12 protein-coding genes are annotated in these 14314 nt (G+C 46.2%); 7 read left to right on the top strand and 5 right to left on the bottom strand.

The window, feature by feature from the left end; translation table 11 throughout:
* The first annotated feature begins 3 nt into the window (after positions 1-3).
* The 4 genes from csgE (at position 4) to aqpZ (ending at position 3342) form a co-directional block, all read left to right on the top strand.
* Positions 4-393, top strand: a complete 390-nt coding sequence (gene csgE / locus K9N75_RS13410) for a curli production assembly/transport protein CsgE (protein ID WP_039186897.1) — start codon at positions 4-6, stop codon at positions 391-393.
* A gap of 9 nt (positions 394-402) precedes the next feature.
* The gene (gene csgF / locus K9N75_RS13405; protein ID WP_008813814.1) at positions 403-813 is read left to right on the top strand and encodes a curli production assembly/transport protein CsgF; all 411 of its coding nucleotides are present in this window, start codon (positions 403-405) and stop codon (positions 811-813) included.
* Between the two features lie 16 nt (positions 814-829).
* Entirely contained in the window at positions 830-1663 is an 834-nt protein-coding gene (gene csgG / locus K9N75_RS13400) for a curli production assembly/transport protein CsgG (RefSeq protein ID WP_008813813.1), read from the top strand.
* 983 nt (positions 1664-2646) lie between these two features.
* Positions 2647-3342 (top strand): aquaporin Z, encoded by a 696-nt coding sequence (aqpZ, locus tag K9N75_RS13395; protein ID WP_008813812.1) that lies wholly within the window; start codon positions 2647-2649, stop codon positions 3340-3342.
* An 83-nt stretch (positions 3343-3425) separates the two neighbouring features.
* Here the strand turns inward: aqpZ and ydfZ are convergent, their stop codons facing one another.
* Entirely contained in the window at positions 3426-3629 is a 204-nt protein-coding gene (gene ydfZ / locus K9N75_RS13390; protein WP_130975894.1) for a putative selenium delivery protein YdfZ, read from the bottom strand.
* Between the two features lie 381 nt (positions 3630-4010).
* On the opposite strand from ydfZ, the gene K9N75_RS13385 reads away from it, so the two are divergent.
* Both K9N75_RS13385 and fumA read left to right on the top strand, forming a co-directional pair.
* Positions 4011-5117, top strand: a complete 1107-nt coding sequence (locus tag K9N75_RS13385) for a glycerol dehydrogenase (protein WP_039186343.1) — start codon at positions 4011-4013, stop codon at positions 5115-5117.
* 358 nt (positions 5118-5475) lie between these two features.
* Positions 5476-7122, top strand: coding sequence for a class I fumarate hydratase FumA (fumA, locus tag K9N75_RS13380; RefSeq protein WP_039186346.1), 1647 nt, complete (start codon positions 5476-5478; stop codon positions 7120-7122).
* A 100-nt stretch (positions 7123-7222) separates the two neighbouring features.
* Here the strand turns inward: fumA and fetB are convergent, their stop codons facing one another.
* From fetB to pyrC, 3 genes are all read right to left on the bottom strand, one after another.
* Positions 7223-7981 carry an iron efflux ABC transporter permease subunit FetB gene (gene fetB / locus K9N75_RS13375; protein WP_008813808.1) on the bottom strand — a complete coding sequence of 253 codons (759 nt, stop codon included), beginning with the start codon at positions 7979-7981 and terminating at the stop codon, positions 7223-7225.
* Entirely contained in the window at positions 7978-8640 is a 663-nt protein-coding gene (gene fetA, locus K9N75_RS13370) for an iron efflux ABC transporter ATP-binding subunit FetA (protein ID WP_039186349.1), read from the bottom strand. Before fetA ends, fetB begins: the two co-directional genes overlap by 4 nt.
* Before the next feature lie 68 nt (positions 8641-8708).
* Complete coding sequence (gene pyrC / locus K9N75_RS13365) at positions 8709-9752, bottom strand: dihydroorotase (RefSeq protein ID WP_130975893.1); 1044 nt, start codon at positions 9750-9752, stop codon at positions 8709-8711.
* Between the two features lie 269 nt (positions 9753-10021).
* On the opposite strand from pyrC, the gene K9N75_RS13360 reads away from it, so the two are divergent.
* On the top strand, positions 10022-10312 hold the full coding sequence (locus tag K9N75_RS13360; RefSeq protein ID WP_008813805.1) for a putative quinol monooxygenase: 291 nt from the start codon (positions 10022-10024) through the stop codon (positions 10310-10312).
* Between the two features lie 303 nt (positions 10313-10615).
* Here the strand turns inward: K9N75_RS13360 and rne are convergent, their stop codons facing one another.
* The gene (gene rne, locus K9N75_RS13355) at positions 10616-14017 is read right to left on the bottom strand and encodes a ribonuclease E (RefSeq protein ID WP_224452613.1); all 3402 of its coding nucleotides are present in this window, start codon (positions 14015-14017) and stop codon (positions 10616-10618) included.
* Positions 14018-14314 lie beyond the last annotated feature (297 nt).

Here is a 14314-nt window from a genome sequence, read left to right as displayed (position 1 = left end):
ATGATGAAAAAAATTATGTTTATTCTTGTAATTGCCTCTATATGCAGTGCAGGAAAGAATGCCTCTGCGGCTGAAATTGAGGTTCCCGGATTAATTACCGATCACACGGTAACGTCAATAGGTCATGCCTTTTATCGTGATTTTAGTGACAACTGGGGAAAAGAATACCCGGGAACACTAACGATCAATGAAAGACCGAGTGCCCGCTGGGGAAGTTGGATCACTATCAAAATTGAACAGGATACGGTTTATCAAACGTTTTTATTTCCAAACAAACGCAGCTTTGACAAAGATGTTGCCGTAGCTATTGAAAGCGTTAACGAATCGCTATCTCGCCGTTCTATCGATAAAGCGCTTCTCAATACTGGTGACTTAACCGCAGATGAGTTTTAAGGAGTCACAATGCGAGTCACTTATCTAGCCTTTATATCAATACTAATTTCCCCAGTATCGTGGGGCGGTAATATGGTTTTTCAGTTTGTTAACCCTAATTTTGGAGGCAATCCGAACAATGGTGCATTTTTGCTCAATGAAGCGAATGCGCAAAATTCGTATAAAGACCCCAACGGATATAATTTTGATACCGCAACACCGTCAGCATTAGACAACTTCACTTCAGTTATTCAATCTCAGCTATTGGGGAATCTGATGGGCAATATTAGCCAAGGGAAACCAGGGCGTTTAGTGACCAAGGACTTCATTGTCGATGTGAAAAATATTGATGGGCGGTTAACCATGAATATTCTCGATCGCACTACGGGAAAATCCTCAACCATCGAAGTTGATGGTCTCTCAAGCGTTAATTCCAATTAGCACGGGATGATGAGACATGCGCAGCTATTTATTAATTATCTCAGTTCTTTTATTGAGTGGATGCCTAACGGCTCCGCCAAAGCAAGCGGCTAAACCCACATTAATGCCTCGGGCGCAAAGCTACCAGGATTTAACGCATCTGCCTGAGCCTGCGGGAAAGCTGTTTGTCTCTGTGTACAATATTCAGGATGAGACAGGGCAGTTTAAACCGTATCCGGCCAGTAACTTTTCGACCGCGGTTCCTCAAAGTGCGACGGCAATGTTGGTTTCTGCCTTGAAAGATTCAGGTTGGTTTATTCCTTTAGAAAGACAGGGCTTACAAAATCTATTAAATGAACGAAAAATCATTCGTGCTGCCCAAGAAAATGGTACCGCTGCTGTGAATAACCAGCGTCAGCTTTCATCTTTGGTTGCTGCAAATGTGCTTATCGAAGGCTCAATTATCGGCTACGAAAGCAATGTAAAATCTGGGGGCGCTGGAGCTCGTTTCTTTGGTATTGGTGCGAGTACACAATATCAGTTAGATCAAATCGCAGTTAATTTACGCGTCGTTGATGTTAATACCGGACAAGTATTATCATCGGTAAATACCAGTAAGACGATTTTGTCCTATGAAGTTCAGGCTGGGGTATTCCGCTACATTGATTACCAGCGTCTGCTTGAAGGCGAAATTGGCTATACCACAAATGAGCCAGTTATGCTCTGCGTCATGTCAGCGATTGAAACCGGCGTGATCTACTTGGTCAACGATGGTATTACGCGTAATTTATGGTCGCTGAAGAACCCTAAGGATGTCTCATCTCCGATACTCGAACGTTATAAGAGTACGATTGTACCTATAGCCTCTTAAGTATGCTTAAAGAAGCCAGTCGTAAGACTGGTTTTTGCCTTTTATCATTTATTCAATATGTTAGACGTAGACCGCAGAGGGAGAATCTTAATCATTTTGCATTGGAAAATTCGGCGAAGTCTTAGATTACAATATCTTGAAGGGGGGAGGCTTGAAAGTTTTAGCAAGCCAGCCTATCCTTGGATGCATTATGGAAGTGGTAACAGAGAAACGTGTTCGGCGCCTCCATGTAGCGCGTGTCTTTTCGTGCCGAGTGCGTTTCATCTGTTAGCATTAAGTGCTACCTATCTTGTTTAGAGTAAGTCCGTAGAGCCTTAGTTTAACTTTCTGTTGTTAAAGTAGGGGTAGCCTACTTACATAGCCTAAAGAAGCTCCTACCTACTTACGATGAAAACAAAAATCTTACTTGTCCTTTCTTGCTTATTCGGCTTCATTATTTTTTGCTATATGATGGTTTTTGCCGTTGATAAGACCTGTGAAAGAATGCAAATTTTTACTGAAGTTTGTAAAAAAGCCGATATATCAAAACCTCATATTACCCCATAGGCATGGGCAGACAATCTTTTGTCTAAAAAGATGATGGCCTGAATGTTGTATAAAGTTCAGCCAGACAGCGTGTTGATTTGTTAAATAAACTCCATCTATGTAGGTGTTTTGTTCTAATTGATTGATTCACCATGATATCTGAGAATAATCTCACTATTTTTTCCTTGAGAAAAAATAATACATGTGGAAAATGCATCCAAAAAATGGATAGTTATATGAATAACACTTATATTGAGTACTGGAAGTCTCAGTGTTGAGTTTATTTAATCATGGATGTCAAAACTGTTTGTCTACGGAGAGCGCTAGGCAAAGAGTTTTATTTTTTTATTGTATAGAACATAGCCTGACGAAACAAAAGTGCCTATAGAAATATGGTGCTGGCGTTGCGTTTAAACGCAATTCTGTAGCCACCTTTTATTTTGATTGTTGAGGTAATAATGTTTAAAAAAATGTCGGCCGAGTTTTTTGGTACGTTCTGGCTCGTATTTGGTGGTTGTGGTAGCGCCATTCTAGCGGCTGGATTTCCTGAGTTAGGTATTGGATTTGCTGGTGTTGCATTGGCATTTGGCTTAACCGTTTTGACTATGGCGTATGCCGTTGGACATATTTCAGGTGGTCATTTTAACCCTGCTGTGACTATTGGCCTGTGGGCTGGTGGTCGTTTCAGTGCGAAAGACGTGGTGCCTTACGTTGTAGCTCAAGTGATTGGCGGTATTGCGGCTGCTGCCGTGCTTTATGTTATCGCTAGCGGTAAGGCTGGCTTTGATGCCACAGTCAGTGGTTTTGCATCAAACGGTTATGGTGAACATTCACCTGGCGGATTCACATTGCAATCTGCTGTTGTAGTTGAGATGGTTTTGAGTGCATTCTTCCTGATTGTTATTCATGGCGTGACAGATAAGCGTGCACCGGCTGGTTTTGCTCCATTAGCGATTGGTCTGGCGCTAACGCTGATCCATCTTATCAGTATTCCAGTGACAAATACGTCTGTAAACCCAGCACGTAGTACTGCAGTCGCTATTTTCCAAGGCACTTGGGCATTGCAGCAACTGTGGCTATTCTGGTTAATGCCAATTATTGGCGGCATTATCGGCGGTTTAATCTATCGTCATTTGCTCGAGAAGAAAGACTAAATTTGTTTATACCAGACAAAAAGCCTGAGCAATGCTCAGGCTTTTTTATATCAGTATCGTAAAGTGACTATCAGCCTTGTTTATTAATGGCCGAGTAAAATCAGATCCTGTGGTGCATAATATTCATTGCTATCGTTGCATACGACGCATTTTGCTGCGCGAATTTTTTCTCTTGCTAAATTCTTATCGTTAATCGCTTTAATCACCATGACATTACGCATGCCGTTTTCTATAACGTGGGCGCCAACGCGTAAAGGGTTTCTGTTTCTATCGTAAGCAATGTGCATATAATTTCTCCATCAAAAGATAAGCAACAGATCAATGCTAGCCCTATCAAATCTGTAGATAAAGTCCGTACTTAGTTTTAATTGTAATATGAATTGATTTTTAATTTTCATCGAGAATAAAACCCTCCAGAGAACAATCTGATGAATTTATGTCGCAAAATTTAAAAGCTCATTATCCTATTTGGTCGCTTAATTTTTCAGCTAAACCTAGCCTTTTCTCTAAAATCATCTCGCAGATAAAATAATAACCCTAAATAGTTAGTATTATCTTGTCTTAGCTAGTTTAGCGGTGGATGAAGGCGTATCCTTTTATGAAGATAAAATTTTTCTTAACAAAAGATCACCTTCAGCAAATCGTGCTGTTATTTTCAGGAGCGTCATATGAATAAAACACCTCGTACGGTTACTTCACCGAAAAAATTTGTTATTGGGCGCGGCCTTCTTCAACAAATGCATGATTACGTGAAAGATTTTGGTGATAATGCTTTTATCATCAGTGATGAGTTCATATTGCCACGAGTGAAAGATGAGGCCGTTACAGGGTTGCAAAAAGCGGGACTAAAGGGTTCCTGTGAAAAATTTAACTATGAATGTACTGAAGTAGAAATTAAGCGACTTGGAGCATTGGCCGAATCACAGAGTGCAAATGTTATTGTCGGCATCGGCGGAGGTAAAACCTTAGACTCTGCTAAAGCAGTCGCTTACTACCATAAATTGCCGGTTATTTTATTCCCAACGATTGCGTCTACCGATGCTCCATGCACTGCGCTGGCGGTCATCTATAGCGAAGAAGGGGAGTTCGAACGCTACCTATTTTTGCCGCAAAACCCTGATGCCGTTATTGCCGATACTTCAATTATTGCAGCCGCGCCGGTACGTTTCTTTGCTGCCGGTGTGGGTGATGCGCTTGCAACCTATTTTGAAGCGCGTGCCTGCTATGCAGCTGATGGCGTGAATTTGGTGCTGAAAAAGCCATCTCGAACAGGACTCGGTCTGGCTCAACTGTGCTATGAGCTGTTGAGCGAAAATGTCGATGCGGCGATGGATGCGGTAAGAAATAAAGTTTCTACGCCTGCGCTTGAACAAACCATTGAAGCGACGATTTATTTGAGTGGCGTTGGGGCAGAGGCGGGAGGGTTAGCCGCTGCTCATGCGGTAAACAACGGTATGTCTGCGGTGCCTGATTTACATCGTGCGCAGCACGGTGAAAAAGTGGTATTTGGTCTCCTTACCCAGCTTGTGCTGGAAAATGCCCCACGCACCGAACTCGACGAAGTTATTCGTATCATCAAAGTCGCTGGATTACCTCTGACGCTACAAGACATGGGACTGAAAAACTTTGTAGAAGCTGAATGGCGCAAAGTGGCAGAAATTGCCTGTGCGGAAGGGGATACTATGGGCAATATGCCAATGGAATTAACCGCCGATGATGTATATGAAGCAATGGTTGCAGCGAATGCCATGGCTGAGCGTTACAAAAACGCTTAATACTTAATGCTGAATATGTTGCTAATGCGGCCTGATGGCCGCTTTTTTATGCCTATGTGAAAAGCAATGTCTTACATTGAGACTCTGATCGGGTCTCAGCGATTGTAATCATTGTGTTAACTGCGAGATAATGACTTTAGCAATTAAAAATCTGTACCCGCAGTTCTCACCCTGTGAAGATGGAAAGCCCCATTCAAAAAGTACCCCTTTATCATTAGAGGGTATATTTTGGATTTAGCTCAAGAATCAACAGGCTAAAAACACGTAAGGTGGTGGTGTTTTCTTTACACAGTGAGCCGACGAGAATACGTCGCGTGAGTGTGAATCTACTGAAGCTGATGTTGCAAGTGAGAAAAAAATGTCAAATAAGCCATTTCATTACCAAGATCCGTTCCCACTAAAAAAAGACGAAACCGAATATTATCTGTTGAGTAAAGATCATGTTTCGGTCGCTGAGTTTGAAGGGCAAGAAATCCTAAAGGTTGAACCGCAAGCGCTGACTCTCCTTGCCCAACACGCGTTCCACGATGCTTCCTTTATGCTCCGCCCAGCCCATCAACAACAAGTTGCCCAAATTCTTGACGATCCAGAAGCCAGTGAAAACGACAAATATGTCGCACTGCAATTCCTGCGCAATTCTGAAATTGCAGCAAAGGGTATTTTGCCAACTTGTCAGGACACTGGAACCGCGATTATCGTCGGTAAGAAAGGTCAGCGAGTTTGGACGGGGGGCGGTGATGAAGCAGCCCTGTCTCGCGGCGTATACAACACCTTTATTGAAGATAATCTGCGCTATTCGCAAAACGCCGCGCTGGATATGTATAAAGAAGTTAACACCGGCAGTAACCTGCCTGCGCAGATCGATTTATATAGCACCGACGGCGATGAGTATAAGTTCCTGTGCATCGCTAAAGGCGGCGGCTCAGCGAATAAAACTTACCTTTATCAAGAAACTAAAGCGCTTTTAACTCCGGGTAAGCTAAAAAATTATCTGGTCGATAAAATGCGTACTTTAGGTACTGCTGCATGCCCTCCATACCACGTTGCTTTTGTTATCGGTGGCACTTCAGCCGAAGCGACGCTGAAAACTGTGAAGCTCGCCTCTACCAAATATTATGATGGTCTGCCAACGGAAGGTAATGAACATGGTCAGGCGTTCCGTGATATTGAGCTTGAGCAGGAGTTGCTGAAAGAAGCTCAGAATCTCGGCCTAGGTGCACAGTTTGGTGGCAAATATTTCGCCCACGATGTTCGTGTTATTCGTTTACCTCGCCATGGTGCTTCTTGTCCAGTAGGCATGGGGGTTTCCTGCTCGGCAGACCGTAATATCAAAGCGAAGATCAATCGTGATGGTATCTGGATTGAGAAACTGGAAAGCAATCCGGGTAAATATATTCCTGAACACCTGCGTAAAGCCGGTGAGGGGGAAGCGGTTAAGGTTGATTTAAACCGTCCAATGTCTGAAATATTGCAGCAGCTATCTCAGTATCCTGTCTCGACACGTCTATCGCTGAGTGGCACCATTGTTGTTGGTCGCGATATTGCCCACGCTAAATTGAAAGAACGTTTAGACAAAGGTGAGGGGCTGCCGCAATACGTTAAAGATCATCCGATTTACTACGCAGGACCGGCGAAGACGCCTGCGGGTTATGCATCTGGTTCATTAGGGCCAACAACGGCAGGGCGTATGGACTCCTATGTCGATTTGCTGCAGGCCCACGGCGGTAGCATGGTCATGCTGGCGAAGGGTAACCGCAGCCAGCAGGTGACTGATGCCTGTAAGAAACACGGCGGTTTTTACCTCGGCAGCATCGGTGGCCCAGCTGCGGTTCTGGCTCAGCAAAGTATTAAGAGCTTGGAGTGTCTGGAATATCCAGAACTGGGTATGGAAGCGATCTGGAAAATTGAGGTTGAAGACTTCCCCGCATTTATTCTGGTTGATGATAAAGGCAATGATTTCTTCCAAGTGATCCAGTCTGAACAATGTACTCGCTGTGTGAAGTAGTATTTTACGCATAGCCGTCATAAAAAAGCCCTGCTTATTGAGCAGGGCTTTTTGCCGATATGCGATGTTATATGGTTGGCGTATTTACCAACGAATCAAACTACAATAACTGTGACCGATCAGAATAAAACTTTTTGTAGGCGAGATAGCCGGCAATGATGGTCGAGAGGCTGGCGGTAGAGAGCAGCATAAATGTCACCATGATCTGATAGCGAATCGCTTTCACAGGATCTATCCCCGCAAAAATAAGCCCCGACATCATCCCAGGTAAACTGACTAACCCGACAGTTTTGGCTGAATCAACGGTCGGTATTAGCGCGGCTTTGATGCTGGCACGGATAATTGCGGCAGATGATTGTTTAGGTGTCGCACCGAGGCTGAGCATCTCTTGTACTTTTTGTTTTTCATCCGCAAAACGCTGACGCAGATTGTTGTAGCACAGCCCAACAGCGACCATCGCATTACCCGCAATCATTCCCGAAATAGGAATAACCTGCATAGGTGTAAATGTTATGGAGCCGCTGAGAATCAGCACTGCTAAGGTAAGCGCGGTACCCGTCACGATAGCGATTAGTGAGATAACAAAGGCATGGCTTAAATTTTTGCTGCGCTTCTTGGCGTTGTAAGCCGCATTGACGCAAATAAATAGCACCATTAAAAGTGTTAGCAGGGCATGATCAATATTAAAAATATACTTCAGGACATAGCCAACGATAATCAACTGAATAATGGCGCGGGTTACGCTCCAGATAATGTCTTTTTCTAACCCCAGCTTTTCTTTACCGCTGATCAGGAGTGCGATAGCGACGAGTGCTAGAGCCATAACCAGTGATTGATCGGTTATATTATGTTCGCTCACTGTTCTTCCCCTTTGGCTTCATGTTTTTCCATGCGTAGAAGATTATGAGATTGACGGATTTCATCGCTGTTGTGTGTGACCCACAAAACGGCGATGCCAGAACTGTTGATTAAATCATCAATGACCTGGTGCACAATTTCTTTATTCTTATCGTCAAGAGCGCTGGTTATTTCATCAAGCAATAAGATTTCAGGTTGGTATTGTAGATTGCGTAGCAGAGCCACACGCTGCTTTTCACCGCCGGAAAGTTCATCAATCTTCTTGTCTAAAATGTGCAGAGGGAGATCGAACTGTAGCAATCCCTTTTTTATTTTTTCATTGTCGACTTTATCCCCGCGGATTTGATACGGAAATCTGAGGTTATCACTGACTGTCTCACCAAATAGAACTGGGGTTTGGAAACAGTAAGAAACCTTCTGACGGTATTCTTCAGGTTTGATCGTAATAATATTCTTCCCATGGAGAAAAATATCGCCCGAGGAGGGGGGAAATAAAGAGGCTATTATTTTCAGCAGAGTGCTCTTACCGCAACCGGATGGACCGGTAATCACTTTGAACTCGTTGGGCTGAAGCGTTAAAGAGAGATTGTCGATAATGATCTGTTGATCGACGCTAAAACAAATATTGCGCAGTTCAAGCAGATTCTCCGTGTTACTCATTTTATGTTCCATCTGGTGTTGCAGCCCACTGAATAAGTGGGCTGGGCCCAATTCTGGATATTAGTCGTTTACTTGACCGTCCATTGAACGGTTTCTCCGGCTAAGAATGGGATCAATGTATCGTCACCACAGGAGATAGACTCGGCCACGGTGACGGGGGTACGTACCAGCTCGATATAGCTCTCGTTAACTGGCAGGTTATAGAATGCAGGGCCATTGAGTGAACAAAATGCTTCAAGGTGTTGTAGCGCATTTTCCTCTTCAAACACGGTTGCATAGGCCTGTACGGCCGTTGGTGCATTAAATACACCGGCACATCCGCAGCTGGATTCTTTGCGATGGCGTGAATGTGGCGCAGAGTCGGTGCCAAGGAAGAAGCGACTGTTACCGCTGGTGGCAGCCTTACGCAACGCTTGCTGGTGCGTGCTGCGCTTCAGTATGGGCAGGCAGAACAGATGTGGTCGGATGCCGCCAACCAGCATGTGGTTGCGGTTAAACATCAGATGCTGCGGGGTGATGGTTGCGGCTAAAAAGTTATCCCCTTCGGTCACAAACTCGGCAGCCTCTTGGGTCGTGATGTGCTCAAAGACAATTTTCAGCTCTGGGAAATTTTTGCGCAGAGGCAGCATAACTTCATCGATGAAACGAGCCTCGCGGTCAAAGATATCCACGTCGTGCAGCGTAACTTCACCATGGATCAGCAGCGGCATGCCCACCTTTTGCATCTTCTCAAACAGCGGATATAGGCCAGGAACCGATGTTACGCCATGTTTAGAATTAGTTGTTGCATTAGCAGGATAGAGCTTTGCCGCAGTAAAAACCCCTTCGGCGTGCCCCGAGATCAGCTCATTAGCATCGAGATCGTCGGTAAGATAGCAGGTCATTAGCGGCGTGAAATCGTGCTCCGCCGGTACGGCAGCGAGAATGCGTGCGCGATAGGCCTGTGCCTGAGCAACGCTGGTGATCGGCGGAACCAGATTAGGCATGACGATGGCACGGGCGAAATGCTGGCTCGTGTGCGGTAAAACGGTTTTTAGCATTTCATCATCGCGAAGATGGAGATGCCAGTCATCTGGGCGGCGGATCTTAAGGGCGTGCTGCATTACGGTCATTACAAGGCTCCGGCTGACAAGACTGTCTTGAGTGATGTTGACGATACAGATCGAGCGAGACACATTCTTAAATTAACGATGAAAATGTGTTTTTATGGCGGGGAATAAGGATAAGGGGAAACGCGTCAATATGCACTCGTTTGTTGTGATCTATCGATAATTAGTATGATTCATGAGAATTCCTGCGGGATTTTGTGTGACAAAAAGCGTAATGTGAAAGCAGGTGTTAAATGAATGAATCTGTGAAATCAAAGAAAAGGAGTACCACGATGAGTGAGATTCGTATAGTTGCAACCTTGATCGCTAAACCAGAGCATACAGCAACCATTCATAGAGCAGTAGAACGCGTTGTCGATCCTAGTAGACAAGAGGTCGGTAATATTCAGTACGATCTGCACGAAGAAATTGGCCATAAAGGCACCTATGTATTCTTTGAAGTATGGGCGTCTCAGGAAGCGGTAGATCACCATAACAATACCGTACACTTCCAGAATTTTGTGAAAGAAATTGAAGGGAAGTTGGAGATGCTTGATATTAAGGTTCTACATCAGATTGCTTGATGAATAAATAATAGCCAGTCTCCGGGGGCTAAGGTTTTCCTTCATGCCCATTGCGTCATGCAGCCGGAGACTGTGCGGAAATAATACATTGTGATGCCAGAAACTCTAGGCAAATTATATTCCATCTATAATAAACTTATCCTAGCTCAAACGATGAATAATAATTGGCCTAATTATTGATGCATATATATTATTAAACATATGAGAATGGTTTTTATTATTTAATAAAGTAATTCTGAGGTCAGTTTATAAATAAAAAACCCGCCAATGGCGGGTTTTTTATTTAGTGCAATAGCCAACTCATCAATCAACGGCTGGTGGCTTAGTTGCCGGTGCTGTTGCCTGACTTACCGCGGCATGTCCACCGGCACCGCCTTTGCTTTGTAGATCCAAAGCAGGGCGCTGCCAAGTGCTCACGGCCGGAGTCGAAGGAACATACTCAGGTGCGGGAGCCTTAGTCATTGGTGCTGTTGCGACGCGCTGTGCTTTAGCCGCAACCACAATAACCGGTTTAGCTGGAGTCACCACCGCAGGCTGTACAGGCGCCTCGACGACAGCGTCTTCAGTAGCCCTAGTCTCTACTGTTTCAGTCGCTGGCGTTTCAATCGCCGCCGTTTCTGGCTGAGTCTCTGCTAGAACAGGAACTTCAGCAGCATCGATTGCCGTGGATTCAGCAATCGTTGGCTCTTCGCTCACTGATTCAGCAGGAGTTTCTGCCACTACGGGAGCAACAGCCTCCGCAGTTTCTTCAGTAACACTCTGCTCGACCACTGTCTCTTCGGCTGCTGTTTCTTCAACAACAGGGGCGTTAGAAGCAACTTCTACCGCGTCGATGCTTGGTTCTGCAGGTTTAACTTCAGTCACAGGCTCTGCCGCAACGGTATCCGTGGTTAACGATGCAGCCGGTGCCGCAGCAACTGAGGTTGCTACTACAGAAGTGACCACCGCAGGGATGATGACTGGCTTAACGACGGGTGCCGCCACAACGGTTTCAACCACTGCGGGTTGTTCTACTCTGTGTTCCACAACGTTTTCAGCAACAGGAGAAACATGTGTTTCGGTCTGGTGTTGTTCGGTTGTAGAAGCATGCGCTTCAACTTCAGTCGTTGCCGTTGGTGCAACTGGATAGCTGATCCACACTTTGCCAGATGCCATCTCTGGAGAGGCGGCGGCAAATGCCAGAGGCATTGGCGACTGAGTTGGGTAACGCTCATCACGATAACGACGACGGCGCTGACCGCTAACACGCAGATGACGAGGTGAGCGGCGAGAACGACGAGGCATACCGTTTTCACCCTGACGGTTATCACGGAAGCTTTCTTCTTCGCTTGCCTGCTGCTGTGGTGCATCTGCCTGAACAGTCGGCGCAGCTTCAGCTACCGTCGGCGTGACGACTACGGCAGGAACGAAGGCTTTAGCTAACGCTGCGGCATCGTCTTCAGCCTGCGTTGTGAAGCGTACTTTTTGAGTCAGCTGGCGGCGCTGACGGCGCGGCATGTGCTGATTCTCTTCACGGTTGCTTTCTTCGGCTTCGGTCGCGGCGACGACGTCATTGTTTTCTAGCGCTTTTACTTCTTGCTGAGCCTGACGTTTATCCTCGGTACGACGACGCTGACGGTCGTTGTTACGTGGTTCACGACGTGGCTGCTGTTCATCGCGCTGTTCAGTTGGCGCTGCATCAACGTTAACGTCGGTATTGACAGCTTGTGCTGGCTGGCGGCGATTACGGCGCTGGTCTTCACGGTTGCTGTTACGTTCGTTGCGATCGTTGCTACGATCGTTATTACGTTCGTTGCTGCGTTCAGGGCGGTCGCTATTGCGGTCGTTATTACGATCGTTGCGGTCATTACGATCGCGACGTCCATTTTGACGGCGGTTGTTGTTGCGACGATCCTGATTCTGGCGGCGAGGTTCTTCCACCGGCGCAGCGGGTTCGGCAGCTGGTTTTTGCTCTGACTCTGAACCAGCAAACATATTTTTCAGTGCAGAGAAGAAGCGGCTAACCAAACCTGGTTGGGTTGGTTCAGCAGGCTTAGCAACGGCTTTCGTCGCAGGTGCTACGGTAGCAGGTGCGGCAGTTTCAGCCGGCGGAGCCTCAACATCCAGAGAGAACGGCGCTAGTGCGGGTTGTTCAGGACGTTTACGCTCAAGTACCGGTTCTTCTTCAGCAGTCAGGCTCTCTGCTTCATGGAGTTGAGGCAAGAGATAGCTGAGGGTGCTGGTTTCTTCACCTTTACGCACGCGTACGACGGAATAATGTGGCGTTTGCATCTGATCGTTAGGAACGACGATGACTTTCACACCATCCTGACGCTTCTCGATAGCACTCACGGATTCTCGCTTTTCGTTCAGCAGGTATGAAGCAACCGGAACAGGAACAATCGCGTGGACTTCGTTGGTGTTTTCCTTCAGCGCTTCTTCTTCAATCAGGCGCAGAATCGAGAGAGACAGAGACTCATTGTCACGTACGGTGCCTGTACCGTTACAGCGCGGACACACGTGGTGGCTGGACTCGCCAAGAGACGGGCTCAGACGTTGACGAGACATTTCCAGCAAACCGAAGCGTGAAATACGGCCAATCTGAATACGAGCGCGATCCTGACGGACGGCGTCGCGTAGACGGTTTTCAACTTCGCGCTGATGGCGTACCGGTGTCATATCGATAAAATCGATCACGATCAGGCCGCCAAGGTCACGCAGTCGCAGCTGGCGAGCAATTTCATCAGCCGCTTCAAGGTTAGTATTGAACGCTGTTTCTTCGATATCACCGCCGCGAGTTGCACGAGCGGAGTTGATATCGATAGCGGTCAAGGCTTCAGTCGAGTCAATAACGATAGAGCCGCCGGAAGGTAGGCGTACTTCACGCTGGAATGCAGACTCAATCTGGGATTCGATCTGGTAGTGGCTAAACAGCGGGATTTCACCGGTATACAGTTTAATCTTGCTGCTGAAATCAGGACGCCCCAACGCTGCAATATGCTGTTTGGCGAGATCGAGAATTTTTGGGTTATCAATCAGGATTTCGCCGATATCAGGGCGCAGGTAATCACGGAATGCGCGAACGATAACGTTGCTTTCTTGATGGATTAGGAATGGAGCAGGGCGGCCTTCAGCGGCTTTTTTAATGGCATCCCAGTGTTTCAGGCGGAATGACAGATCCCATTGCAGAGCTTCGGCAGATTTACCCACGCCTGCGGTACGAACAATTAGACCCATTCCATCAGGCAACTGCAGAGAAGAAAGGGCCTCTTTCAATTCTGTACGGTCATCACCCTCGATACGACGAGAGATACCACCTGCACGCGGGTTGTTCGGCATCAATACCAAGTAGCTACCAGCTAGGCTGATAAACGTTGTTAGCGCTGCGCCTTTGTTTCCACGTTCTTCTTTATCAACCTGAACAATAACTTCCTGACCTTCGCGCAAAACATCTTTGATGTTTGGGCGGCCATGAGAGGAGTAATTGCTAGGGAAATATTCGCGGGCGATTTCTTTGAGGGGGAGAAAACCATGTCGTTCAGCACCGTAATCTACAAAAGCAGCTTCCAGACTTGGCTCAATACGGGTTATTTTTCCCTTGTAGATATTCGCTTTTTTCTGTTCGTGGCCTGGGCTTTCAATATCCAGATCGTACAGACGCTGTCCGTCTACTAGGGCAACACGCAACTCTTCCTGCTGAGTTGCGTTAATCAACATTCTTTTCATCTTAAACTTACTCATTTTTTTTGCATTGGCAACTAAGCTGCGGGCAAAATAACGTCCTGACCGAGAGGAAGACCGATGACCCCGAGTCTTATCGCAAAGTCGTCAACCTCACGGTTGTCGCCTGCATAGGGGCGCATATTTCGGTAAGCCTATGTTTCTTAGCGAAAAAACAGCTTTGTGAAACAGAGCACTGTTTATCAGTAGATAACCCTACAAAATTTGAGTATTACTGATTCCATGATTTTGGTCAGACTGCTACCCACAGCCCGCTAATTACTTGATTTCACACTACGTCTT

The organism is Hafnia paralvei (assembly GCF_020150375.1).
GTDB classification, from domain to species: domain Bacteria; phylum Pseudomonadota; class Gammaproteobacteria; order Enterobacterales; family Enterobacteriaceae; genus Hafnia; species Hafnia paralvei.
This window is presented reverse-complemented; position numbering and strand designations above follow the sequence as displayed.